The following is a 24,001-nucleotide window of genomic DNA, read 5'->3' as shown; positions in this document are numbered from 1 at the left end:
GGTTATATTCATAAGATGGTCACACCATGCTATGCGCTTCTTCCAGCACGATCACATGTCCTGTCGTGCCGTCCAGGCGAAGCAGTTCGCCGTCACGGATCAGCTTCGTCGCGCGCTCGACCCCGACGATGGCGGGAATGCCATACTCGCGGGCGACGACCGAGCCGTGCGTCATCATACCCCCAATCTCGGTGATGAGCCCCCTCGCTTGCTGGAACAGCGGCGTCCAGCCCGGATCGGTGAACGGCGCCACCAAAATCTCGCCTTCCTTCAGCGAAGCCGTGCTCGGATCAAGCACGATTCTCGCCCGGCCTTCGACGACGCCGGGAGAGACCGGAAGTCCAATCAGGGCGCCTTCCGGCGCATCGCCGCCGTCCAGTCTGGCCTCGATAATCTCCCCTTCGCTCGTGAAGACGCGCGGCGGCTGCAGCCGCTGATAGTGCTTGAAGCTCTCCTGGCGGGCCGCGATCAGCGACGGTACTTCTTCTTCGAAGGTGCCGGTTATAATTTCCTTCATTTCCGGGAAGCTCAAGAAGAAAATATCGTTCCGTTCGCGCAGGACGCCCCGTGCCGCGAGGTCATCGCCCAGCTCAAGCACCGCTTTCCGATACAAGGCCAAATGGCGGACCAGCACGAATTTGTGATGCTCCCGCAAGCCCATGAAGCTGCGGTAGACGGTAATCAGCCGGGACACGATCCGTTCCTTGAACGCTCCGTCTTCCAGGCTGCGGACTTGGGTCAGAATGCGTTCGGCGGCCCTCTCTGCTTCCTGCTCTCCTTGGCGGAAGCGTTCGCGGTGCTCTCCGTGCTTGACGCTGTCCAGATGACCCACAATCGAGGGGATCAGCATATAAGGCCGTTCCGACCAACGCGTCCTCATGATGTCAATCTCGCCCGGACAGCGCACGCCGTATCGTTCGAGCCACTGCGCGAAGGCCGCCTTGAATTCCGGGCCTCCGGCAATGCCGTCCAGCCCCTCCATAAATCCGTCCTCGCCCGCGTTCCTCAAATACGCGATCAACTCCGGGTAAGGACGGGCGATATCCGCCACATCCCCCAGCTCCAATCCCATCTCGCTCGTGACATTGAACGGCAGGGACTTGTTCAACGTGATTAGCTCGCCGCCGTCGAAGCGCCACCATTTCGCCAGCAGCTCGAGCAGATGCTGGGCCACCATGGCTGCGACCATGTAGTGAAAGCTCTCGCCCATCAAATAGCGCGCCAAAGATTCGTAGTTTTGATGAATATACGTAATTTTATCGGCTCCGCCGCATTCGTCCAACCGCTGCCGGCATATGTCCACAAGGCGATCCGCTCCGTCCTCGACCTCCGTGTAGGCCGCTTGGCCCTCTCCCTCCAGCATATCCTTGAGCACCTGCGTCGCAAGCCGGGGGAGCATCTCTTCCAGTCCCTCCCAACCGGCAGAGGATTCTTCTGTGACCGGAAAACGGTCCAGGATTTGTCTGGCCGCGCTGGCTATCAGGGGGTCCATCTTGCCCATCATCTGCAGCGTCACCTTCCGGGCCAAGCCGGCCTGCAGCGAACGCGTGGCATCCATGAACAGTCTGCCGCCGGCTTCTACCAGCGCTACCGCGCGTTCCTCCCCGGCGGCGGCGAATTCTCTCGTCATCTTCCAGACCGAAATTCCGGCGGGCGACATCGCATCCGTCATCATCTGGATGTGGCCGAACGAGAAATAAACATGCAGCCCATCGCTTGACGCCTTCGGTATCGGAAAAAGGGAAGTGATCGGTCTGGCCTGAACAATATAAAACTGTCCGCCGGACAGGCACCATTCAATATCCTGCTCCGCCCCGTAATGCGCTTGAATCCGTTCCCCCATTCGGGCCAAAATCATGATCTCCTCATCGGACAGCGCCTGCTCCTTCTGCTTCGGTTCAGGCAGTTCTTCCACGGCTGTGCCGCCTTCAGCAAGCGCATAGACAGCCGACTTCTTGCATGAGATCTGTTTCTTCACGATCTCGCCCTGCCTGACCTGGTACAGATCAGGATTGACGAGCCCCGACACGAGCGCTTCCCCCAGCCCGAAGCTGGCGTCAATCGAGATAATGCTTCGGTTCCCCGTTATCGGATCGGCGGTGAACATCACCCCCGACACGTCAGGGATGACCAGGCGCTGGACGACGACGGCCAGCCGGACGGAACGATGATCGAACCCGTTCTTGATCCGGTAGGCAATGGCCCGTTCCGAAAAGAGAGAGGCCCAGCATTGACGGATGGCATCGAATAGCTGCCGCTCCCCTCGGACATTCAAGAGGGTGTCCTGCTGCCCGGCAAAGGAAGCTGTCGGCAAATCCTCCGCCGTCGCGCTGGAACGAACGGCAGCGGCAGGATTGTCGCCCATCTCTCTCCACGCGCCGAGAATATCTTCGATCAGCTCATCCGGAATTGGCAAGCCGCTGATATGCTGCTGCATGCGCCGGCTTAGGCGCCGGACCTGCTCGTTAGCCTGAACATTCAAGAGGCCGAGCTCTTCGTAGAAAGAGCCCATCCGAGCCGATTGTCCCACGACCGCATCATAAGCGGAGGTCGTAACGCAGAATCCCGGAGGAACGGGAAATCCGGCTTGCCGCAATTCTCCCAGATTGGCTCCCTTGCCGCCCACGAGCGGCAGATGGGTCCGATTCACGCTGTCCAAATTGACCCAATACATCAATGGCCTCAACTCCTTAAAAAAGGTTAAATTAGCCACTAGCACTAGTAAATGAACATATTGTTGAAAATCATCCAATTGGATGTTTATAATTTTACCAAGTCTTGTTATTTGTTCAATGCGCAGTTCGCTCTCATCTGTTCATTACCGTACACATGCAGCAAGATTGTTGATTTTTGTGTAAATAATTTGTAAATAAGAAGGTGAAGCTTGATGTCCAACACGACGGATCGGCGAGTCAAAAGAACGAAAAGAAAAATCAGACGCGCATTAATCGAATTGATGAACGAAAAGGAGTTCGGGGCGATCACGGTGCAGGATATTGCCGAACGGGCGGACATTAATCGAGGGACATTCTATTTGCATTATCAAGACAAATACGATCTCTTCGAACGAAGCGTGGACGACATGCTGGAGGAGCTCGCCAAGGCGGTCGGGCCGACCGAAGACGAGGAGCGGAGCGCAGCCCAAAAGTACCCGGAAAAGCAAGTCATCCGCTTGTTCTCCCATTTCCGTCTTCACCGCGATTTTTACAAAACCATGTTCGGAGACAACGCGAGAACTTATTTTAACAATCGCTTCATGGAGATGTTATACCGGCAATTCAGCCAGGCCTTTGAAGCGTTGAAGCTGACGCCGCGCGCCGTGAACGGCTTGAACAAAGAGATTGTGAGCCACTACGTTCTGTTCGCTCATCTGGGAGTCTTGGTGAACTGGCTGGAGCAAGACACGCCTTATTCGCCCGAATATATGGCGAAGCAATTGGAAGCGATCTACCATTATGCCTATCCATCCGGGCGGTCGAAGGAAGAGCAAGCGGGGAGCGCCAATCTGCATCTTATGGAGGACAGGTAGACTCGATTAGAGATCGATGTACGCGATGATATGCAAAAGAGAGCCGCGAGGAGTAAGGATTATGTCCCTCCCTGCGGCTCTGTTCTTCTAGCGGCTTGCGTGTTCTCTTACTTGCTCATCCCGTTCAGGAACGTCTCGGTGTAGACAGCGGCCACCTCGGCATCGGATAACGGACCGTCGGGCTTGAACCATGTATAGCACCAGTTGCAGGCGCCGAGGATGCTGAACGCCATCATGTCTGCCGGCAGATCATTGCGGAACTCGCCGCTCACCATTCCCCGCTCGATGACAGACTGCACATTCAACCGGAACCGATCCCGCTTCTGTTTGATAGCGGCGAGGTTGTCGCCCGCAATATGAAGAAGTTCACGGAAAAAGATGCGCGCGCTGCCGCCCTGGCCTTCGATCGCCCGAATCATCATGAGGATGATCCCGGACAGCTTCTCCCGCCAGGTTCGATCGGGCTGCTCGATGATGCGCCGCTGCTCCTCCAGCATGTAATCAATATACTGCAGATGAATCTGCGTCAGCAGTTGCTCCTTGCTCGCGAAGTAGTAATAGAAGGTCCCCTTGGTCACGCCCAGCGTGTCGACAATATCCTGGATCGAGGCTTCGCTGAACCCTTTCGCTTCAAAAAGCGCTATGCTATGCTTCATAATCTTCTCTTTCATGGACGGCTCCAAGCCTGATCTCCCCTCATAGCAAGTCTGGCGGCGCACTATTCTCGGCCAGGGCAGAGTCTTCCCGCTTCGCTTGGTCCCAAGCCTCCTCCTGCAGCCTGCGCCACAATATTTTCCCGCTGCCGGTCACCGGAAGCGAAGCGACGAATTCGACCAGCCGCGGATATTTATAGGCGGCCATATGCTGCTGCGCCCAGCGAATAATCTCCTCCGCCTCCACCGTGCCGCGCTTGTCTTCCTGCAGGACGACGTAGGCCTTGATCTCCTCGCCCTTTCTCTTGTCCGGCACCCCGATGACGCAGGCTTCCTTTATCGCCGGATGCTTATACAGAATCGACTCCACTTCAGTCGGCCACACCTTGAAGCCGGAAGCGTTAATCATGCGCTTCACCCGGTCGACGATGAAGAAGTAGCCTTCCTCGTCGCAGTAGCCGATATCTCCGGAGCGGAGAAACGGTTTGCCGTCTATCTCGACGAAAGCGTTTTTCGTTTCCGACGGGTTGTTCCAGTAGCCTTGAAATAATTGCGGGCCATTCAGGATGATCTCCCCTTCTTCGCGCGGGCCCTTCTCTTCCAGCGTGACCGGGTCAATGATGCGCGCGTCCACGTCAAAGGACGGAATGCCGAGACATTGCAGCTTCGGGCGATCGAGCGGATTGAAATGCGTCTGCGCCATCGTCTCCGACAGGCCGTAGCCTTCCACGAACCGGATGCCCGTGGCCTGATGCAGCTTCTCGCCGACCGCCTCCGGCAGCCCCGCTCCGCCTCCGGTAATGGCGATCAGCGAACTCAGATCGTATCGCGGAAGCTCGGGATTGGCCAGAAAATCAATAATCATCGTGCTGATTCCGGTCCAGTGCGTGCACTTGCGGGCCTCGATGAGCCGCGCGGCCGTATTGCGATCCCACCGCGTCATCATGACGATGGCGGCCCCCATATAAATAGGCGTGTGCATGCCGTGAACCATACCGGTCACATGAAATAAAGGAAGCGTGGACAGCACGATCGATTCCGGCGTCAGCGCTCCCCAGAAGGCCGTCGCAATCACGTTCGCCTGCACCGATTTATGGGTATGCATGCAGCCTTTCGGCTGGCCGGTCGTCCCGGATGTGTACGGCAAGACCGCCAGATCGCTCCCTGCCGTCTCCGGGACCGGCCGCGCTCCGATGGCGGCTCCCATCGCTTCCGCCCACGGGATGACTTGAAGGGAGGCCGGCTCAATCCGAGGCGCTTTGACGAAGTCCGGGGCATCCGCGCCTGGATTCGGGCAGTAGTCGGAATATGCAGCGAGAATAATGCGTTCCAGACAGCTCGTTCCCAGCAGCGGCTCGATGCGCGGATACAGCTCCTGGCTGACCAGGCCGATCTTGACGCTGCCGTCTTTAATATAGAAAGAGAGCTCCTCCGTCAGATTCATCGGATTGATCGGCACGACGATGCCGCCGCACCGCAAAATCGCATAATAGGAAATGATGAATTGGGGACTGTTCTGCATGTAGATCAGCACGCGGTCGCCTTTGTGAACGCCCAGATGCAGTAAGTAAGCGGCCATGCGGTTGACCTCGTCTCTCAACGTTCGGTAGGTGATGACCTGATCATAATACACAATCGCCGTCCGGTCCGGGTAGCGGCGGGCGGTCACTTCCAAATTGTCGCTCAGCGTCGTGTCCGGCACCGCGAGCGTTACCGGCATGCGTGCAGGCCAATACGCAAAATGGGCACGTGTCACCCAACATCTCCTCCTCAGGCATACGAATGGTCAAATGCTCGGAACGGATATATAGTCAGCGCTTAGATCTGCCTCCGTTCCGTCTGCCGCCAAGCATGCGCTATCAGCGCCCGGACGGTCTCATCGAAGCGGGCAAACCGCTCATCGTTCGTCTGTCCTTTTTTCCAGCGGTAATAGATCTGCTGACATATGACGGCCAGCTTGAAGTAAGCAAACGTCAAATAATACGACATCCCGGACACATCGCGTCCGCTCCTGGCCGCATAGGCTTCAAGGAATTCATCCCTCGTCATGAAGCCCGGCTGCACCGTCAACGGCGGATGCCCCAATCCGCGCAGCAGCTCCGGCGGATCGTCCCGCTCGAACCAATAGCTGAGCGCCGCGCCGACATCGGCCATCGGATCGCCGACCGTCGCCATCTCCCAGTCGAACACGCCGGTCATCTCGCTCGGTTGGCTGCGGGAGAACATCACATTGTTCAGCTTGTAATCATAATGGATGACGGCCGGGGCCTGCGAAGCGGGCAGCGTATCGATCAGCCGCTTCTGGAGCCGCTCCGCCTCCCGAATCTCCTCCGTCTTGGCGCGTTCATAGCGTTCGATCCAGCCCTGGACCTGACGGCGCATGAAGCCTTCCGGTTGGCTGATCGCCCGCAGATTCGCCTCTTCATAGGGCACTTCATGGAGCTGCGCGAGTGTCGACACCATCGTTGCGGAGATCTCCCTGCCCAGCGCGGGCGTATATTCCACATGCGGGGGAAATTCCCGATCCAGAATGATTCCATGCCGTCTCTCCATCACAAAAAACGGACTGCCGATCACCGAAGAATTCCCGCAGTACAGATACGGACGGGGAGCAAGCGGGAACAAAGGATGGAGCCGCTTCAGCAGCGTGAACTCGCGCTCCATGTTATGCGCCTTCGGCGCCACCGGGCCGAGCGGAGGCCGGCGCACGACCGCCTCCCAGTCTCCGGCGCGAATCAGATAGGTCAAGTTCGAATGTCCCGCCCCGAACTGCTCGATCTCGATCGAAGCGCCGTCCGGAATGTCGAGATGCTCCCGTAAATACGCGTCAAGCGCGGCCACATTCAGCTCTTCGCCCCGGCGCACGGGAATCGTGTCCTTCGGCACTGCCTTTTGCTTGGACATCGTTTTGATAAGCCCCCTTTTCCGTACCATTCCTATTCAATTCTGCTCCCGGGCATGACTGGCTTCCTTCGCCAGCTCTGCTGCGCCGCTGCATGGCTGACATGCCCCAAAAACGGCTATGCCTGACATTCTGCACGACCGGCACCCTCGCGGCGCTACATCGCCGACATGCCTCCATCCACGGCCAGCACCGCTCCGGTCATGTAATTCGATGCGTCGGACGCCAGAAATACGGCGCTCCCCTTGAGATCGCTGTCCGAGCCGAGCCGCCCGAGCGGAGTATGGCGGAGAATCTGCTCGCCTCCATGATGGAGGACCTCCCGAGTCATCTTCGTCGGGAAAAATCCGGGCGCAATCGCATTGACGCGAATCTGATGCCTGCCCCATTTGGCCGCCAGATCTCTCGTCAACGCGATGACCGCTCCCTTGCTCGCGCTGTAGCCGACGGCATCCAGCCACTGCGGATCGGTTCCGCTCAAGCCCGCTACGGAAGCGATGTTGATGATTGCGCCTCCGCCCTGCCCGATCATTATCCGGCCGACCGCCTGCGACATGAGGAATGTCCCCGTCACGTTAATGTCCATCACCTTGTTCCACGCTTCGAGCGGCATCTCGACAGCGGGCGCGCCCCAGGAGGCCCCGCTGTTGTTGACCAAAATATCGATGCGGCCATAGATCTCCGCCGTCCGATCCGCCACCCGCCGCACCTCGTCCGGGCGTCTGACGTCGCAAGCCATCGCATCGCATTTCACGCCCGTATCCCGCTCGATGAGAGCGGCCGTCTCCCGGCACGCTTCCTCCTTCCGGGAGCACAGGACCAGATTGGCCCCGGCTTCCCCCAGTCCTTGCGCAATCTGCGCCCCAAGCCCGCGTCCGCCGCCGGTGACGATCGCCGTCTTGCCCGTCAAGTCGAATAATTGCCTGACATTCACTTCTGTCTCCCCCTTCTGGATAGCGCAATGAATTGGCCCTTACATATCGCAACCGTTTTCATTTATCGTCGTATTTGCGGAGCTCCAGCTTGGCTATGGCGGCTTGATGCACTTCATCCGGGCCGTCCGCCAGGCGCAGCGTTCTCGCATTGGCCCAATGGGAGGCGAGCGGGAAGTCCTCGCTGACCCCCGCGGCGCCCAGCGCCTGAATGGCCCGGTCCAGCACCCGCAGCGCCATATTCGGCGCGACGACCTTGATCATCGCAATTTCCGCCTTGGCGGCCTTGTTGCCGACCGTGTCCATCATGTAGGCCGCCTTCAGCGTCAGCAGGCGCGCCTGCTCGATCTCGATTCGCGACGCGGCGATCCACTCCTGAACAACGCCCTGCCGGGCCAGCGTCTTGCCGAACGCCGTGCGCCGCCGCACGCGCTGGCACAGCTGCTCGAGCGCCCGTTCCGCCGCCCCGATCAGCCGCATGCAATGATGGATGCGGCCGGGGCCGAGCCGCCCTTGCGCGATCGCGAATCCTTTGCCCGCTTCCCACAATATCGAGTCCACCGGCACGCGAACGCGGTCATACTCGATCTCGGCATGCCCATGCGGCGCATGATCATAGCCGAATACGGGAAGCATGCGGCGGACCCGAACGCCGGGCGCCTCCATCGGCACCAGAATCATCGACTGCTGCTCATGGCGCGGCGCGCCCGGATCGGTCTTCCCCATCACGATCGCCACCTTGCAGCGCGGATCGCCCGCCCCGGAAGACCACCACTTGCGCCCGGTCACGACATACTCCTCCCCTTCGCGCTCGATCGTCGCCTCGATATTGGTCGCATCCGAGGACGCCACATCCGGCTCCGTCATCGAGAAGCACGAGCGGATTTTCCCGTCGAGCAGGGGCACGAGCCACTTGTCCTTCTGCTCCCGCGTTCCGTAGCGGACGAGCACCTCCATATTGCCCGTATCCGGTGCCGAGCAATTGAACACCTCCGGCGCGATAAGCGATCGGCCCATTATCTCGCACAGCGGCGCATACTCGAGATTCGTCAGGCCCGCTCCATACTCTTCGTCCGGCAAGAACAGATTCCACAGCCCGGCCCGCTTGGCCTCCTGCTTCATCTCCTCCATCACCGGCGGCACCGTCCACCTGCTGCCGGCCTGCTGAAGCTGCTCCTCATACGTCTTCTCGTTCGGATACACGACCTCGTCCATGAACTCCAGCAGCGTACGCTGAAGCGACTTTACCTTCTCGGAATAATCAAAATGCACGGACTTTCCCCCTTTACCCGAAACATACTGACCGGATAGTATGCTGACATGGTACATACTTACATCACCGAATTCCAAAATATTCAATATTTTATTTTTCTAGTGATGGGTGTTCCTGGGTGGAGTAATGGAATTATTTGGGGAGATGGCGTGACGAATCGGTAAAAGAGGCTTATGGTGAGATGCTGAGAATGGGAAGGGGAATGGTGGTTTAGATAGGAAAAGCGCCCCGGGAGGGAGGCGCTGAGGGTAAGAATATGTGATTTTGAGGCGTTCGGCGTATCAATGGAATCATGAAAAGAGGTTAGGGGTCTACAATATCACTTCATTTCCCCGTGAGATAAGCTCTCAAATCTCCAACGGCCAGAATGTCTATGTATCCGTTATCGTCAAGGTAGGCGCCCACAGCGGGAAAGATGGCGGGGGTTCCTCTATAGGCCAAGTTTTTATGATCATCTAATTCTAGCGGCTTATTATGGATCCGATCGTAAACATATACAAGACTCCCGCCTATTATTTCTTTATCGTCTATCGTTGCCGTTCCGTATTTTTTCCTTAATTTATCCGGGAGATCACCGATTTTAGCTTCGGATACGTTCGCATAATAATCTCCCTCGGCAATGTAAATAAGCGAGGCAGCATTGTCACGATAATATACCGCCAAACCATGATCGTACGTCCAGAACTCTCCATTTGACGATAGTTCACCTTTTCCCGCTACCCTCTCGACTTCATCCGCCTCCATCCCATAACAAATGATTACTCCGTCATATACGCGAAAGATACATGGATCAGGGCAAGATGAGCCTGCCGGGGAATGGCATCCCGCAAGCAAAAGAGCAACGACGACAACCAAAATGATTTTCCTCACGGTCCCCTTCCTTGCAGAAGTTCTTACTAACGGGGAACTCATACACAAAACAATGAGCCCAGCCTGAGCCCGCTCCTAAGCTATTTTCGGATCTTCGCGATCAATGCTTCTTTAACCAGGCGGAGTTCTTCGGTGCGACGGGCCATCGCGGCTTTACATTCCACCAGCAGTTTTGTTGCCGCTTCGTACCCCTTTTTGTCGCCTGCCTGCAATCGTTCTGTCATCTTGTCATTAATCTGTTTTCTTCTCTTTTTCAGATTAGGCAGCGTTTCGTTTTCCAGAGTTCTTTGCAATGCTCTCAATTCCGATGCATTCATCTCCATATATTTGTTCGGAGGAGCCGGAATTTCCTCCCCCACCGTAATGACTTTATTTGAACTATCAACGGTGAAACCAACGTCCAGCTCTTTCAACATTGGGCGCAACGGAACATAGAGATTTCCCTCAATCAGGGCTCCGTCCACCATCTTCCCATTAATCACGACCTTGTATTCCTCGCTGACCTTCTTCCCGGTGAGTGAATGCCCCCGGCCGTCAAAGGAACAACCCGCAGTCGCAGCCACAGCGACAAAGGCCACCCCAAATAACGACAAATAAATCCATTTCTTCATCTAATTTCAACCTCGCAGCGTAGACCACTTTTGCGTTGAAAGTGTGAAGGTTTCCCCTTCCATTCTCGTTTTTGCCAAAATAGCCCTGCTCACGAGCCATGAAAGCAACCCACGCCCATTCTATGAAAAGATTTGGTGCGCTCCTTCCCTCTTGTCTATCATTTCTATGGCAACTCTCCCTGTTTTTGCGTAAAATAGAAACCGAAAAAAATAGAGTTGCAGATTCGCGTTTGCATCGATCCGCGATAGAAAGAGGGTAGTTCGATGAAAAAGAGGCGTTATATCTATTCTATGTTGGCGGCGCTATGTATAGCAGCGATACTGCTCCCGCAGCAAGCCGCGCAGGCCGCCGGAGAGCCAAAGCAGGCCGAAGGCACGAAGATTGTGCTGGACGGTTATCCGCTCGAATTTGCGGCAAAGCCGACAATTATACAAGGAACGACCATGGTTCCGTTCCGCGGCATCGCGGAAGCGCTGGGCATCGAGGTGACATGGGATCCGAAGACCAAGACCGTGGCCGCGAAGCAGGCGACGGCGGATGGGGAGAAGTCCGTGCTGCTGAAATTGAACCAGAAGACAGCGAAGACGGTCTCCATTCAATCGCCGCCGAAGAAGATGTACAGCATGACCTACTATGCCATTGCTTCCTTCAAGGAGCGCCATCTCCTGACGAAGTTCGACGCGGCGGCATTCGGCTGGGCGCGGCTGCAGGAGGATAGCACGATCACGACCAGCGGCAAAGACTTCTACTGGCCGGAGCCGGCGGGAGAGATTACGCCGGAATCGATCGTGGACGGAGCGAAGCAGGACGGAACGAGCCCCTACCTGATGATCTTCGCCTCGGATCGCAAGAACGAGCTTACCAATTTGCTGGAGGATGAAGCGCTCGCGGCCAAGGCAAGGGAAGATATTATCGAATTGGCCCAGGAAAAGGGCTTCTCAGGCATAGCGCTTGATTTCGAAGGATTGGGACTGTCCGGCGACATCGCCAAGGCGAAGCAGGACTACAACCGCTTCGTTGCGCAGCTTGCCAAGCAAGCCGAAGCCGCCGATCTGAAGCTGACGCTCGTGCTCCATCCGCTGAACGGCGCTTATCAAGGATACGACTATAAGACGCTCGCCTCCGAAGCGGATGATATCATTATTATGGCGTATGCGTACGAGGATGAAAAAGCTCCGGAACCGCTGCATAAAGTGGACGAGGCGATTCAGCTCGCGCTGAAGGAAGTGCCGCGGGATAAGCTGATCCTTGGCTTGTCGATGGGCAGCGAGAACAGCAAGTCCGTCTCTTCGGTGATCGGTCTTGCCAAGCGGCACAATCTGAAAGGCACGGCCATCTGGAGACTGGGGCTCATCGGGGAAGACGCGATGGCGCAGGTCGAGAAGAGCATCGTGCCGTTGAAGCAGTAACAGGAAGCAGCCGACCGTGAAGGTCGGCTTTTTTCCGTCTATTTTTCAACCCGCAAGGAGTCGGCCGTGCGCAGCCGCCCCAGCGCCAACCAGGCAACCGCTGCGACCAAGATGCCGAACAGGGCGAAGACGGCGGAGCCGCTGAGTCCGGCGAGCAGCCATCCGCCTGCGATCGGGCCCGCTGCCATGCCGACATAGCGAATGAAGTTGAACAGCCCCAGCGCGCTGCCTCGCTGCGATTCGAACTCATTGCTGATCATCGTGGCGAACAAGGGCGTCAGCACGCCGCCGGATATCCCGTACAGGACCAAAGCCGCGGACAAGCCGATCAAGGAGACGGACTCGGTGGCCGCGAACAGCAGCATGCTGCCGGCGGCCAGGACACTGCCTCCGGCCGCCAGCGCGCGGTGCGGCAGCTTCGCCTGGATCGCTTTAAATATCATCGTCCCCGCAATATTGCTCAGCGCCATCGGCAAATAAAGCAGACCGACGATTTGCAGGCTGACCTGATAGTGATCGGTCAACAGCGCAGGCAGGTAGACAAGAATTTCAAAGTAAATGAAGAAATAGAGAAAAGCGAGCGCGAAAATCCCCTTTGATAATTTATTTTTCATAATCCCGGCGTATTGAGCGAATAGTTCGCGCAGGCGAACCGTCTTCTCATCCGCCCCCTTGTCCCGCGGAAAATACACTCCGTTCGCGGCCAGCAGGAGGATAGACACGCCTGCCAGGAACCAGAAAATACCCGGGTAGCTGTACCGCTCCCCGATCCATCCGCCCAGCACCGGAGCGGCCGCAGGAGCGACCGACAGCAGCATCTGATACGTCCCCATTGCGCTGCCGCGCTGACTGCCCTGGAACAAGCGGCCGATGGTCGTGGCCGCGATAAGCGGGATCGCTGCCGTTCCGAAGGCTTGCAGCCCCCTGCATACGAGGAATACGGCAAAATCATCCGTAACCGCGCAGCCGATACTGGCTCCTATCGTGAGCACCAGGCCGGGAATCAACACCATCCGCGCTCCCTTCACGTCAATGACAGAGCCGATCACGATCTGCATTGCCGCCACGATAAAGATAAATAAGGACACGGACAGATTGACCATGGAAAGAGAAACGCCGAATGAATCCCGCAGCAGGGGAAGGATGGGCGAATAAATATTTTGCATCAGCGAGGCAAAGAAGGTGCTGATACAGACCAGATAGAGCAAAAACGCGGAGCGAACATCCTTGCCTCCCCTCATGATTCCCTCTCCCCCATCGCTTGAGAGGAGCGAATGCGAAGCTCTCCCGCTTCCAAGGACGCGATCCCGTCCATCAGCACGCGCTTCAAGAAGCTCAATTGCTCCCCGTCATACCGATCGAGATAACGAACGAACAATTGCTGCGCTCTCCCGTGCAGCTTCTCATGCAGCATAAAAGCCTTCTTTCCCGCCGCCGTCAGGCGAAAATAAATTTCTTTCTTGTTGTCGCTGAGCTGCGTCTTGCGAATCCAGTCTTCCTTCAGCAATTTGCTGCAAATTTTCGAGATATTTCCTTTGCTGATGGACATTTTCTCCGCGATGGCCGTCACATTGATCGGCTCATTCTGCCCGATACAGGAGATGACATGGATCTCCGTGAGATTGAGCGAAGCGCCTCCGGACAACGAATGCTGGATTTCGGCCAGGAGCGCCTCGCTTTCCAACTGTTCTTGCAGTTCCTGCTGGTGCAGGAATTTCATGTAGAGCTCGTGAATTTGCATTTTTACCACTTCGGTATTGTCCATGCTGCTTACACCACCCATTACTTTGTTTCATATGAAACAATATTCCCAAAATAAAAGACCTGATCAGATAGAAAGCGATCTTATTATTGTTTCCAAGGAAACTATAATGGCATCGTACTCCTTTTTCAGCAGATCGTCAACCCCCAGGATCAAAAAAAGAACACGCCCCACTATACAGCGGACAGCGTGTCCTTATTTCTCGGATAATGCGACCAAGCGCAATCCCTTTCCCGATTTATCCGAAAATTTGGGCTGCGATGCCGTATAAGGTACCGTTTCGCTCTGGCACACTCCACCCATGAAGGAACATGACAGGAGGACTGCTGACCCGTTCGAAGCCGCATTCCTGCATGTAGGGTAGAAGAGCGCGCTGCTCGTCCGGCACATCGATGCGGAGCTTGCCGTCATGCTTGGCCGCCATATGATGGATGAGATATGCCGCAGCCTCGGGATTCGGCGCAATAATCGGACCGAGAACCAAATGGACCGGTCCGGCCACGGCAAGGCCATATCCTGCAATCCGCTTCGCTTTATCCCTTAGGATCACGCATTGCTTCGCTTGCCGGATCCGCGATGGAATAAAGGTATGCCGCTCTGCGCCTACTGCCCATCGATCAAGCCTAAGAAGTTGCTCCAGGCATGTTCCATCGAACGGCTCGATCTCGTATTGTTCCGCTTCATGGACAGGAAGCTTCAAGGAATAACGCTCGGCCACCATTTTATGCACGCATGTCACGGCATGGAAGCCAAGCTTCGCATAGAGCGGCTCGCCTTCCTTCGTTGCAATCAGCATGACGGCTGCTTGTTCGCCAACCGCCCCCATGCAAGCCTGTACCGCTGCTTTGCCCAGACCTCGCCCCCGATACGCCGGATGAACGATGACCATGCCAATGGAAGCCAGGTCGTCCCCATAAGGCAGCACAGCCGAGCTGGATACGAGGCTTCCCTGCTCTGTCTTGTGGCCGAATACCCGCCCCGCCGACAGGATCGTCACGAGCTCCGGCTCGTCATAGTCCCAGCCGACGGAATCGGATAGAGCGATCAGTCCCGGAATATCCTCCTCATGAAGTTCGAGCAATCGAACTTCGGTACCGCACGTAGACACACGCCCTCATCCTTTCCGAAAAAATTGCCGCTTACCCTGTTCTCGGGCATAATGCACGCACCTTCCTATCCCGACCGAGGCAGCGTTACCGTCACGCAAGCGCCTCCCTCAGGCCGATTGGAAGCATAGATATGGCCACCGTGCTTCTCCGCGATCAGCTTCGCCATGTACAGGCCGAGTCCGGCGTGGCCTTTATTGCGCGAGCGGGACGGATCCCCCTGCACGAACTTGTCGAACACCGCCTTCATCAGATGGGGCGGGAATCCGGGGCCGGTATCCATTACGGTCATTGTAACATGGTCTTGCGTGCAATCCGTCGTCCAGGCGATCGTCCCGCCCGGCGGCGTATAGCGCAAGCTGTTGGATACCACATTGTCCAGCAGCTCCGATAGTTTATCCGCATCGAGCATCGCGCGCTGATGATCGGCTTCGTCCCCGGTCAGATCGCAGCGAAATTCAATGTTCCGTTCCTCGCATAGCCGCTCGATGTCGGCAGCCTTCTCCTCAACGAATACGCGCACATTCACCTCGTGGAGATTGAACCGGAACCGAGGCACTTCCATATCCGCTGCCCTGTTCATGTCTTGCACGAGACGGGCCGCGCGCTTCGTATTTTTATCGATGGTCCGCAAGTAGCGCTCCAACCGCTCCGGGTTGTTCATCCCGCCTGCCAGCAATCCTTCGGCATGCCCCTGCACGATCGCGAGCGGCGTGCGCAGATCATGCGCCAGCGCCGCCACCATGTCCCGGCGCTCCTGCTCGAGCCTCCATTCGCGCTGCAGGGACAAGGACAGCTCCCGGCGCATCTCGTCAAAGGCCTTCATGAGCAGCGCGATCTCGGAGGTGCCTTCATACGAGAAGCTGAAGTCCAGATCGCGCTTCTGCACCCTCCTCGTCCCCTCAATCAGCGCTTGTATCGGCTGGTTCAGCTTGCGCCCGAATCTTCTCCCGAACAGCCAGGTGAACAGAATCACGATAATAAAGGGCATAACCAGCACCATAAGAATAATAACGGCCGCAAATGAATTTTTCGCATGCGGAGAGACGCCCGCCTTCAGGATATACGTCAGAATGACGGCGCCTTCGACAGCCCCCGCCTTATCGGTAATGGGCATCACCGTACGCACCTGCCCGAGCTTGAGCGTGCTGGTCGAATTAAGAAGCCGAATCAGTTCCGTGCGCCCGTCAATCTGCGGATCGGCCAGCGTGCCATAGAGGTAACGGCCATGGCGGTCAACGACGGCATAGGACATGCCGTTGTCATCGACAAGCGGATCGATTGCCGCCTCGCCCCGCTTTTGCAGCAGACGCTCCCCTTCCGCTTCCGCCATCCTTCGAATCGGCGGGATCTTTTTCTCATAATGATTGGCGGGCCGGAGCCAGTCCAGCTTCCCCTGATTCAGCATCCACAGGAACCCGCCCCACACAAGCGCGGTTGCAAGCAGGCTGAACCCGATCACCCAACAAAAATAAACGATAAACTGGCGCTTGAACGGATAGATTTTCATTGGCTGTCCTTCCACTTGTACCCGATGCCCCATACCGTTTCGATCCAGCGGGGGCCGGGTGCGGCCGCCGCCATTTTGGCGCGGATATTTTTCACATGCTCGGTCACCGTCGCATCGTCGCCGACCGCATCCAGTCCCCATACCTGCTCATAAATATGTTCTCGCGCGAAAACTTGGCCCGGATGCATCGCAAGCAGTTTCACGATAGCGAACTCTCGGCTCGTGAGCGCCAGCGCCTTCCCATGACAGTTCAGCTCATGCCCCCCGATATTGACGGTAAAAGGGCCGTACGTCAGCAATCCGCGCTCCTTGCGTCGCGAACTGCGGCGTTCCCGGCGAAGATGCGCTTCAATGCGCGCCATCAGCTCCCGCAAGCTGAACGGCTTCACGAGATAATCATCGCCTCCCGCCGCCAAGCCGTAGATCCGATCCGCCTCGCTCACCCTGGCGCTGACGAAGACGATCGGACACGATACCGCATCCCGCACCTGCTTGCAAAATTGAAACCCGTCCGTTCCGGGCATCATGACATCCAGGACAATCAAGTCCGGCGTCTGCCTGCGAATGAGGCCCTCCGCCTGCTTCGCGCTGTATGCCGTCATCACCGTATAGCCCGCATCCTCCAGCGCATCCTGCACGAACACGGTCATTTCCTCTTCGTCATCGACGAGCAAAATGGTTGCACTCGACATCGACATCCTTCCATCTCCTCCTCCCTATGATCTCCGCTATTCAGTGTAATCCAACCTTCTTCCATCGGGCAAATCCGCGCTTCTTTATAAAATCTTGAGAATTGCGGTGTATACTGAGCGCGACTAGCCAGGAAGGGAAGGATAATTTTGAGCGAAAGATCAACATCAACGGGTCGTTCATCATGGAAAACAGAAACCGGACTATACATCGCTCTCGTGCTCGGCCTGACACTTGCCGCCAATCTGAGCGGCACGATGGAGCTGATCGGCATCAGCCAAGCGACGCCGCTGATTGCCGTGCTGCTCCTGCTTCTGCTCCGGCCCGGGCGGAAGGACACGCTGCGGGGAACGGGCATAACGCGGTTCGGGAAGCCGCGCTGGTACATCGTCGTCCTGCTGACCGGACTGCCTGTGGCCGCGGGCTTCGCCGCGGCCTGGGCGCTCGGCTATGTTGCTTTGCCGTCGGCGCAGGAGCTGGGGGGCGGAATGACGGCAGCCGCCTATATTCGGCTCGTGACCCTGAACCTGTTCAAGCCGAATCTGTTTATATTGATGACGCTGCTGTTCGCCTTCGGCGAGGAGATCGGCTGGCGAGGCTATTTGCAGCCGAAGCTGACCGAAGCGCTGGGCGTGAGAAAAGCGATTCTGATCACGGCCGCCGTCTGGGCCGTATTCCATTATCCGTTCTACTTGAACGGGTATAACGACGACGGCATGCCGCTCATCACGATCGCGCTGTTCACGGCCATGATTTTTCCGCTGTCGATCGTCATGGGATGGGTTCGCTTCGCAAGCGGCAGTATATGGCCCGCCGTCCTGATTCACACGGTCATCAACCACAGCCGCTACTGGCTCGAGGTCCTGTTCTATCACAAGCAGAGCGGCTGGACCTATATTGCCGGAGAATCCGGCGCCGTCACGCTGCTGATCTGGTTCCTCGCCGCCCTGTTCATATGGAGGGCGCTGCCTGGGGCGCAAAAGAAATAATGCCTCTTTCCGCCGCAAGGAAATAGAGATTCGCTTGCGGCAAAAAGAAGCATTGCTAGCTAACCCGCATCGGCCTTGATTATCGTCCGAACTCCCCTAGACCATCGCAGCCGACTGGGCATAATCCAGCGGGAAATGACAGGCCACTTGCCGGCCCGGCATAACCTCCCGAAGCTCAGGCGGGATGTCCCGGCACTTGGGCTGCGCGTAAGGGCAGCGCGGGTGGAAGCGGCAGCCGGATGGCGGATTGGCCGGCGAAGGCACATCCCCCTGCAGCACGATTCGCTCTGCCTTCCGGCGCGGCGTCGGTCTGGGGATGGCGGAGAGAAGCGCTGCCGTATACGGGTGCAGCGGATTGGCGAACAGCTCCTCCGTGCGGGCCACCTCGACCAGCTTGCCCAGATACATGACCCCGATGCGATCCGAGATGTGCCGCACGACATTCAGGCCATGCGCGATAAAGAGAAACGTCAGGCCCAGCTCCTTCTGCAGCTTCATTAACAAGTTCAGCACCTGCGACTGAACCGATACATCCAGCGCCGAGACGGCTTCATCCGCCACGATGAAGCGCGGATGGAGCGCGATCGCTCTGGCGATGCCGATCCGCTGGCGCTGTCCGCCGGAGAATTCATGCGGATACCGGTTGCGTCTGGAGGCATCGAGGCCGACCAGTTCCATCAATTCCACGACACGCTTGTCGATCTCCTTGGCGGATGCCTTCTGATGAACGCGCAGCGGCTCTCCAATAATATCCCGGATAGGAAAGCGGGGATTCAAGGAGCCGAACGGATCTTGAAAGATGATCTGCATCTCCTGCCGTATCCGCCGGAGCTGCTGCGATGTCATCTGCTGCACCGGCTTTCCGTCAAAATATACCTCGCCGCCGCTCGGCTTTTGCAGTTGGAGAATCGCGCGGCCCAAGGTCGATTTGCCGCAGCCCGATTCGCCAACGAGTCCGAACGTTTCCCCCTTATAAATGTGGAACGTAACATCGTCTACCGCCTTCACATGGCCGACGACGCGATTGAAAAGTCCGGTCTTGATCGGGAAATACTTCTTCAGGCGGCGAATCTCGATAAGCGGTTCTCTTGTCATGCGCGGTTCACCTCAGACTTTCCGCCATCTGTGCCTGCCGCGCTTCCGGATTCACATATCCAGCAAGCCACTTGATGCTCTGGCCGAACTTCGCTTAGGGAAGGCTCGCTATGCCGGCACTTCTCCTCCGCCTTCCCGCACCTCGGGTGGAAGCGGCAGCCCGCAGGCAGATGATGAATGCTCGGAATCGTTCCCGGAATCGTATATAACGACCCGCCTCTCTCGCCCTCCAAGCCCGGAATCGACCGCAACAGCCCAATCGTATACGGATGGGAAGGGTGATCGAAGATTTCCTCTACGCTGCCCTCCTCGACGATCTTGCCGGCATACATGACAGCGACCCGATCCGCCATTTCCGCAGCGACGCCCATATCATGCGTAATGAGCACGATCGCCATCCCCAGCTCGCCCTGCAGCCGCCGCAGCAGATCAAGGATCTGGGCCTGAACGGTAACGTCCAGCGCAGTTGTCGGCTCATCGGCAATAAGCAGTTCGGGCTTGCACACGAGAGCCATGGCGATGACGACGCGCTGCCGCATGCCCCCTGACATCTCATGCGGATATTGCTTGGCCCGGATCTCGGGATCGGGGATGCCGACCATGCGAAGCATATCGACCGCTTGCTTCCAGGCCTCGGCTCGGCTTAGCCGCTGATGGAGCTGCAAGCTCTCGGCGATCTGATCCCCGATCGTGAACACGGGATTGAGCGCCGACATCGGATCCTGAAAAATCATCGCGATCCGTTCGCCGCGGATTTGAATCATTTCTTTCTGCGCGGCAGATGCCAGGTCCTCGCCGTTAAACCGGATGCTGCCTTCGAAGATCGCGCCCCCCGCATAATCAATCAGCCGCATGACGGACAGAGACGCCACGCTCTTGCCGCTGCCGGATTCGCCCACAATGCAGAGAGTCTTGCCTTTCTCCACGCTAAGTGAAATCCGATCGGTCGCTTTGGCGATGCCTTGCTCCGTCACAAAGCCCGCCGTCAGATTTTGGACTTCAAGAAGCTTTCCTGCCATTTTCGCAGCCTCCTCCGTGGAATTTTCACTTTCTTGCGCGGGTCGAACGCATCCCGGATACCGTCTCCGATAAAGTTCACCGCCAACACGACAATAAAGATGCACAGCCCCGGGTACAGCGCTTGCAGCGGATCGACCAGCATGAACTGCTGAGCGTTGCTGAGCATCAGTCCCCAGCTTGTAGCCGGAGCCTGAACGCCCAATCCGAGATAGGACAGCGCCGATTCGGACAGGATGGCGCCGCCTACCATCAAGGTCGCGTTAACGATAATCGGAGCCGTTGAATTCCGCAGCAAATGCCGGCCGATAATGCCCCAACTGGATACGCCAATCGCCTTCGCGGCTTCCACATACTGCATCTCTCGCAATTGGAGGAAGTTCCCCCTGACAAGACGGGCCAAGCTCATCCAACTGGTAGCCCCAAGGATGATAATCATATAGCTGAACTTGGAGCCGAATATGGACAGAACCAAGATATTCAAAAACAAGGTCGGCACGGAATTCATCACATCGACCAGGCGCATGAAGAACGTGTCGACCCAGCCGCCGAAATAGCCGGAGATCGCGCCGATCGTGCTTCCGATAACGACCGAGATCAAAGCGACCAAGAAGCCGACTAACATCGATACTCGACTGCTGTATACGAGCCGGGACAGAATATCTCGTCCCAATTCGTCGGTTCCGAACAGATGGCCGGGGCTTCCCGCCGGCAAGTTCGCATTCAGTAAATCGATCGCGGCCGGATCGTATGGAGCGATGAGGCGGGCGAAGAGCGCGATAACGATAAAAAAACAGAGAACAACTAAACCGCCTACCGCAAACGGATTGCTCATGAACTTCTTCCAGGCTATCCTCCACAAGCCGGCCGGCTTATCGTTCGCATCCGGTGCCGGCAGATGTGGTTTGAGTTCGGCATCGGGCCCTTGCTCCGGCTGAAGCCCCTGCAGATTGGTCGTACTCATGCTGACGCCCCCCCTTTACGTCCCAACTGCACGCGCGGATCCACGACGGCATACAGGATGTCGGCTATCAAGTTCCCCAACACGACAATGACCGCCGTAATTAAGGTGATGGCCATCAACACCGAGTATTCCCGGGCCAGGGCCATCTCGACGAACAATCGTCCCATGCCCGGCCAATTGAATACGCTTTCCGTAATCGCGGCCCCTCCGACAAGGATCGGCAGATCCAGGCCGAGGATCGTAATAATAGGTATCATCGCATTGCGCAGCGCATGGCGGAAAATCACCCTTCTCTCCTTCATTCCCTTGGCTCGGGCCGTCCGGATGAAGTCTTGCTCCAGAACTTCCAGCATGCTGGAACGCGAATACTTTACATAGGAAGCAAGGAAGCCAAGCGTGAGCACCGAGACCGGCAGCACGAGATGCAGGAAGAGATCCCCGAGATCCCCTTCCTTCCCCATCGAATACATATCGGATAAGGGAAGCAGATCCAATTTCAACGCGAAGAGCTCCTGCAAAATGATCCCGAACCAAAAGGTGGGCATCGCGAACCCGATATACGAAATCAGGGAAGCGGTCTGATCCGACAACCCATATTCGGAGGTGCTGTTATAAATGCCCCACGGTATCGCGATCAGCATCGCAAACAGCCAGGCCGCGCTCATCAGAATGACCGTATTTTTCACCGTAGGCCAGAGAATCTCGCCTACCGGCAAATTGTTCTTGAACGTATGGCCCAAGTCGCCCTGCAGCAAACCGCCAACCCACTTGATGTATTGGATATGGATCGGCTTATCGAGCCCAAGATTCTGCGCTTGAATCTTGCCGGCTTCCTGAGACAATCCCGGCGACAGAAAAATTTGCGTTGGGCCGCCCGGCGCCGAATGGATAAGCCCAAAGGTAACGATGGAAACGAGAAACAGCACCAAAAGGGATTGCAGTATCCGGCGGATCAGAAACTCCGTCATCAATAATCCTCCTAGACCATAAAGTGCGTGCCGAAAAACGAGCAACCTCATAAAGGGGAAGGGGCAAGCCCCAATGTCATTAAGTTAAGCTCAAAGACAAGAGCGGAAATAAAAATGGAATCCGAAACGGCATGGGAAAAAGCCCTGTGCCGTTTGTTTTTGGTGCAAGCAAGGAAAAAGCGTACAGCAAACAAAGCGGACGGAAGATCCGCTTAAAAAATGTTCATATGAAACGAATTATGCTACTCTATAGACGAAGCTAACAACTGATTTGTAGCGTATTTTGCGCGTATTCTGCTGCCCTGGGCGAACGGGGCGAATCGGCAAAATGTTTTTGCGGATCAGTGCTTCAACATCGGGCGGGGGTTCATCGTGCCGTGAGCGCAGGAAATGTCTAGAAACGTGAACGGCAACCGTGAAGTTGACTTGGTATGAGTGCCGTTTATCCATTTGGGAAATGACGACGTGTGAGGTCATCATTTCAGCGAAATTGTACATGATCATTCTTGCGAAAATCTCTTGGGTGATGGACTCTCGTCTCTTTGCGTGAAAATTCGTCAGACCGACAGTGTACTTTAATGCCCTGAAAGAGGTTTCAATGCCCCATCGCCTGTTATACATAGACTTGATTTCATCGGGTGGGAAATCAGCGGCAGAAAGATTCGTAATGACGGTCTCATAAGCGCCATGAGGCAGGACGAAACGAACAACCCGAAAGGTAATCGGGTAAAACAAGTTCTCATGCAAATCCAAAAAATCAAATGTAGACGTGGAAGGAACGAACTTGTACATCTCGGGATTAGCCTTGACCTCTTTGGTTTGTTTTTTGGTGAGTGTCAGATGAACGTCCCTATCAAACTCTCCGCTAGAGGGCAAACGCAAGCCCGAAAGAATACCATTGGAATCCAAATCCTTTACCCGTATGACATAGTTCCACCCTTTGCGTTCAAGGTGCGCGAAATTGTTGTAACTTTCATAACCTCTATCGGCAATAACAATGGTTTTGCCCTTGATGGGAGAACGGTCAACCATAGCAGCCAGCGCCCTTCCCTCGTTGCACAACCTTCGTGGTTGAACAATGGCATCCACGTACAGTCTGTTGCACAAGTCATAGGCAGCGTTCAAATGCAGAAGGCTATAGCCTTTCGTGTTCGGTTGACTTTGAAAATAGGTGTCCGTGTCCGCAGAGTCAGTTGCGATATGTAAATCCGAACCGTCAACGGCAAGTAATCGATACCCTCGGTAGTCCTTGATATCCGTATACGATTGCGTAAATGCGTGAAACAAGAATTCCACAGCAGACGGCAGGATTTTATTCCTCTGTTGGACAAAAGCGGAAGTGGTTGCGGTGTTTACGTTATAACCTTGGGATTCCAGGAGTTCCTTATATATGCTGTTGCCCCCCATGGAGATCAGGAGTTGCATCACCGTTTCAAAGGATAGCTTTTTCTTTCGGGTAAAATCTTTTTCAGGGTTTTTGACATAAGGTGCTGGTGCGGCTGCCATTTCTCGTATGAGGGATGTCAGCGTTTCTTTTAGCGAATTCGCGTACTCATTCATTGGCGTAACCTCCTCGTTTTTTCAAGGGGCTTCGCCACACATATCCATCTACCTGTTAAGTCTTGATTTTCTTTTGAAACAAAAAAAAGAGCGGGCTATCTTTTTGATAACCTGCTCTTGTGCTTGATTATGGTTTCCGCGCCTTATCTTAATGACATTG

At 56.2% G+C, this 24,001-nt stretch carries 21 protein-coding genes; 3 read left to right on the top strand and 18 right to left on the bottom strand.

Annotated elements, in window-relative coordinates:
* Positions 1-19 precede the first annotated feature (19 nt).
* Entirely contained in the window at positions 20-2,674 is a 2,655-nt protein-coding gene (locus tag ABD76_RS13380) for a phosphoenolpyruvate synthase (protein ID WP_197257597.1), read from the bottom strand.
* 213 nt (positions 2,675-2,887) lie between these two features.
* Here ABD76_RS13380 and ABD76_RS13375 point away from each other — a divergent pair, with 213 nt between their 5' ends.
* The gene (locus ABD76_RS13375; protein ID WP_197257583.1) at positions 2,888-3,529 is read left to right on the top strand and encodes a TetR/AcrR family transcriptional regulator; all 642 of its coding nucleotides are present in this window, start codon (positions 2,888-2,890) and stop codon (positions 3,527-3,529) included.
* Between the two features lie 107 nt (positions 3,530-3,636).
* Here ABD76_RS13375 and ABD76_RS13370 read toward each other — a convergent pair whose 3' ends face one another.
* From ABD76_RS13370 to ABD76_RS13340, 7 genes are all read right to left on the bottom strand, one after another.
* Positions 3,637-4,200 (bottom strand): TetR/AcrR family transcriptional regulator, encoded by a 564-nt coding sequence (locus ABD76_RS13370; RefSeq protein WP_197257595.1) that lies wholly within the window; start codon positions 4,198-4,200, stop codon positions 3,637-3,639.
* Between the two features lie 25 nt (positions 4,201-4,225).
* On the bottom strand, positions 4,226-5,938 hold the full coding sequence (locus ABD76_RS13365) for a long-chain-fatty-acid--CoA ligase (RefSeq protein WP_197257581.1): 1,713 nt from the start codon (positions 5,936-5,938) through the stop codon (positions 4,226-4,228).
* Between the two features lie 62 nt (positions 5,939-6,000).
* Entirely contained in the window at positions 6,001-7,086 is a 1,086-nt protein-coding gene (locus ABD76_RS13360; RefSeq protein WP_197257579.1) for a phosphotransferase family protein, read from the bottom strand.
* Positions 7,087-7,241: 155 nt separating this feature from the next.
* A complete protein-coding gene (locus ABD76_RS13355; protein WP_197257577.1) occupies positions 7,242-8,018 on the bottom strand; it encodes a glucose 1-dehydrogenase in 777 nt (258 codons plus the stop codon).
* A 58-nt stretch (positions 8,019-8,076) separates the two neighbouring features.
* On the bottom strand, positions 8,077-9,288 hold the full coding sequence (locus tag ABD76_RS13350; protein WP_197257576.1) for an acyl-CoA dehydrogenase family protein: 1,212 nt from the start codon (positions 9,286-9,288) through the stop codon (positions 8,077-8,079).
* Between the two features lie 325 nt (positions 9,289-9,613).
* Positions 9,614-10,159: a hypothetical protein gene (locus ABD76_RS13345; protein ID WP_197257575.1), complete on the bottom strand. Its 546-nt coding sequence runs from the start codon at positions 10,157-10,159 to the stop codon at positions 9,614-9,616.
* Positions 10,160-10,239: 80 nt separating this feature from the next.
* Positions 10,240-10,770 carry a hypothetical protein gene (locus tag ABD76_RS13340; RefSeq protein ID WP_197257574.1) on the bottom strand — a complete coding sequence of 177 codons (531 nt, stop codon included), beginning with the start codon at positions 10,768-10,770 and terminating at the stop codon, positions 10,240-10,242.
* A 264-nt stretch (positions 10,771-11,034) separates the two neighbouring features.
* On the opposite strand from ABD76_RS13340, the gene ABD76_RS13335 reads away from it, so the two are divergent.
* Positions 11,035-12,180, top strand: coding sequence for a stalk domain-containing protein (locus ABD76_RS13335; RefSeq protein WP_197257573.1), 1,146 nt, complete (start codon positions 11,035-11,037; stop codon positions 12,178-12,180).
* A gap of 38 nt (positions 12,181-12,218) precedes the next feature.
* On the opposite strand, the gene ABD76_RS13330 is transcribed toward ABD76_RS13335, so the two are convergent.
* From ABD76_RS13330 to ABD76_RS13310, 5 genes are all read right to left on the bottom strand, one after another.
* Positions 12,219-13,421, bottom strand: a complete 1,203-nt coding sequence (locus ABD76_RS13330) for an MFS transporter (RefSeq protein ID WP_197257572.1) — start codon at positions 13,419-13,421, stop codon at positions 12,219-12,221.
* Complete coding sequence (locus ABD76_RS13325; protein WP_197257570.1) at positions 13,418-13,945, bottom strand: MarR family transcriptional regulator; 528 nt, start codon at positions 13,943-13,945, stop codon at positions 13,418-13,420. Before ABD76_RS13325 ends, ABD76_RS13330 begins: the two co-directional genes overlap by 4 nt.
* 235 nt (positions 13,946-14,180) lie before the next feature.
* Entirely contained in the window at positions 14,181-15,050 is an 870-nt protein-coding gene (locus ABD76_RS13320; protein ID WP_197257568.1) for a GNAT family N-acetyltransferase, read from the bottom strand.
* A 65-nt stretch (positions 15,051-15,115) separates the two neighbouring features.
* Positions 15,116-16,558, bottom strand: coding sequence for a sensor histidine kinase (locus tag ABD76_RS13315; protein WP_197257566.1), 1,443 nt, complete (start codon positions 16,556-16,558; stop codon positions 15,116-15,118).
* The gene (locus ABD76_RS13310) at positions 16,555-17,256 is read right to left on the bottom strand and encodes a response regulator transcription factor (RefSeq protein ID WP_197257564.1); all 702 of its coding nucleotides are present in this window, start codon (positions 17,254-17,256) and stop codon (positions 16,555-16,557) included. The genes ABD76_RS13315 and ABD76_RS13310 overlap by 4 nt, the downstream gene beginning before the upstream one ends.
* A gap of 141 nt (positions 17,257-17,397) precedes the next feature.
* Here ABD76_RS13310 and ABD76_RS13305 point away from each other — a divergent pair, with 141 nt between their 5' ends.
* A complete protein-coding gene (locus ABD76_RS13305; protein ID WP_206765646.1) occupies positions 17,398-18,237 on the top strand; it encodes a CPBP family intramembrane glutamic endopeptidase in 840 nt (279 codons plus the stop codon).
* Between the two features lie 96 nt (positions 18,238-18,333).
* Here ABD76_RS13305 and ABD76_RS13300 read toward each other — a convergent pair whose 3' ends face one another.
* The 5 genes from ABD76_RS13300 to ABD76_RS13280 form a co-directional block, all read right to left on the bottom strand.
* Positions 18,334-19,332, bottom strand: coding sequence for an ABC transporter ATP-binding protein (locus ABD76_RS13300; protein ID WP_197257562.1), 999 nt, complete (start codon positions 19,330-19,332; stop codon positions 18,334-18,336).
* The gene (locus ABD76_RS13295) at positions 19,329-20,351 is read right to left on the bottom strand and encodes an ABC transporter ATP-binding protein (RefSeq protein WP_197257560.1); all 1,023 of its coding nucleotides are present in this window, start codon (positions 20,349-20,351) and stop codon (positions 19,329-19,331) included. Before ABD76_RS13295 ends, ABD76_RS13300 begins: the two co-directional genes overlap by 4 nt.
* Positions 20,318-21,313 carry an ABC transporter permease gene (locus tag ABD76_RS13290; RefSeq protein ID WP_197257558.1) on the bottom strand — a complete coding sequence of 332 codons (996 nt, stop codon included), beginning with the start codon at positions 21,311-21,313 and terminating at the stop codon, positions 20,318-20,320. The genes ABD76_RS13295 and ABD76_RS13290 overlap by 34 nt, the downstream gene beginning before the upstream one ends.
* Positions 21,310-22,281 carry an ABC transporter permease gene (locus ABD76_RS13285; protein WP_197257557.1) on the bottom strand — a complete coding sequence of 324 codons (972 nt, stop codon included), beginning with the start codon at positions 22,279-22,281 and terminating at the stop codon, positions 21,310-21,312. Before ABD76_RS13285 ends, ABD76_RS13290 begins: the two co-directional genes overlap by 4 nt.
* 237 nt (positions 22,282-22,518) lie before the next feature.
* Positions 22,519-23,841, bottom strand: a complete 1,323-nt coding sequence (locus ABD76_RS13280; RefSeq protein WP_197257525.1) for an IS4 family transposase — start codon at positions 23,839-23,841, stop codon at positions 22,519-22,521.
* Between the last annotated feature and the right edge of the window lie 160 nt (positions 23,842-24,001).

Source organism: Paenibacillus dendritiformis (assembly GCF_015845845.1).
GTDB classification, from domain to species: domain Bacteria; phylum Bacillota; class Bacilli; order Paenibacillales; family Paenibacillaceae; genus Paenibacillus_B; species Paenibacillus_B dendritiformis_C.
Note: the sequence above shows the minus strand (reverse complement) of the source record. Positions and strands in the feature narration are given on the sequence as shown.

Coding starts and splice junctions, on each gene's coding strand:
- ABD76_RS13380 (WP_197257597.1), bottom strand. CDS start 2,674: ATGTATTGGGTCAATTTGGACAGCGTGAATCGGACCCATCTGCCGCTC.
- ABD76_RS13375 (WP_197257583.1), top strand. CDS start 2,888: ATGTCCAACACGACGGATCGGCGAGTCAAAAGAACGAAAAGAAAAATC.
- ABD76_RS13370 (WP_197257595.1), bottom strand. CDS start 4,200: ATGAAAGAGAAGATTATGAAGCATAGCATAGCGCTTTTTGAAGCGAAA.
- ABD76_RS13360 (WP_197257579.1), bottom strand. CDS start 7,086: ATGTCCAAGCAAAAGGCAGTGCCGAAGGACACGATTCCCGTGCGCCGG.
- ABD76_RS13340 (WP_197257574.1), bottom strand. CDS start 10,770: ATGAAGAAATGGATTTATTTGTCGTTATTTGGGGTGGCCTTTGTCGCT.
- ABD76_RS13335 (WP_197257573.1), top strand. CDS start 11,035: ATGAAAAAGAGGCGTTATATCTATTCTATGTTGGCGGCGCTATGTATA.
- ABD76_RS13330 (WP_197257572.1), bottom strand. CDS start 13,421: ATGAGGGGAGGCAAGGATGTTCGCTCCGCGTTTTTGCTCTATCTGGTC.
- ABD76_RS13325 (WP_197257570.1), bottom strand. CDS start 13,945: ATGGACAATACCGAAGTGGTAAAAATGCAAATTCACGAGCTCTACATG.
- ABD76_RS13315 (WP_197257566.1), bottom strand. CDS start 16,558: ATGAAAATCTATCCGTTCAAGCGCCAGTTTATCGTTTATTTTTGTTGG.
- ABD76_RS13310 (WP_197257564.1), bottom strand. CDS start 17,256: ATGTCGATGTCGAGTGCAACCATTTTGCTCGTCGATGACGAAGAGGAA.
- ABD76_RS13300 (WP_197257562.1), bottom strand. CDS start 19,332: ATGACAAGAGAACCGCTTATCGAGATTCGCCGCCTGAAGAAGTATTTC.
- ABD76_RS13295 (WP_197257560.1), bottom strand. CDS start 20,351: ATGGCAGGAAAGCTTCTTGAAGTCCAAAATCTGACGGCGGGCTTTGTG.
- ABD76_RS13290 (WP_197257558.1), bottom strand. CDS start 21,313: ATGAGTACGACCAATCTGCAGGGGCTTCAGCCGGAGCAAGGGCCCGAT.
- ABD76_RS13285 (WP_197257557.1), bottom strand. CDS start 22,281: ATGACGGAGTTTCTGATCCGCCGGATACTGCAATCCCTTTTGGTGCTG.
- ABD76_RS13280 (WP_197257525.1), bottom strand. CDS start 23,841: ATGAATGAGTACGCGAATTCGCTAAAAGAAACGCTGACATCCCTCATA.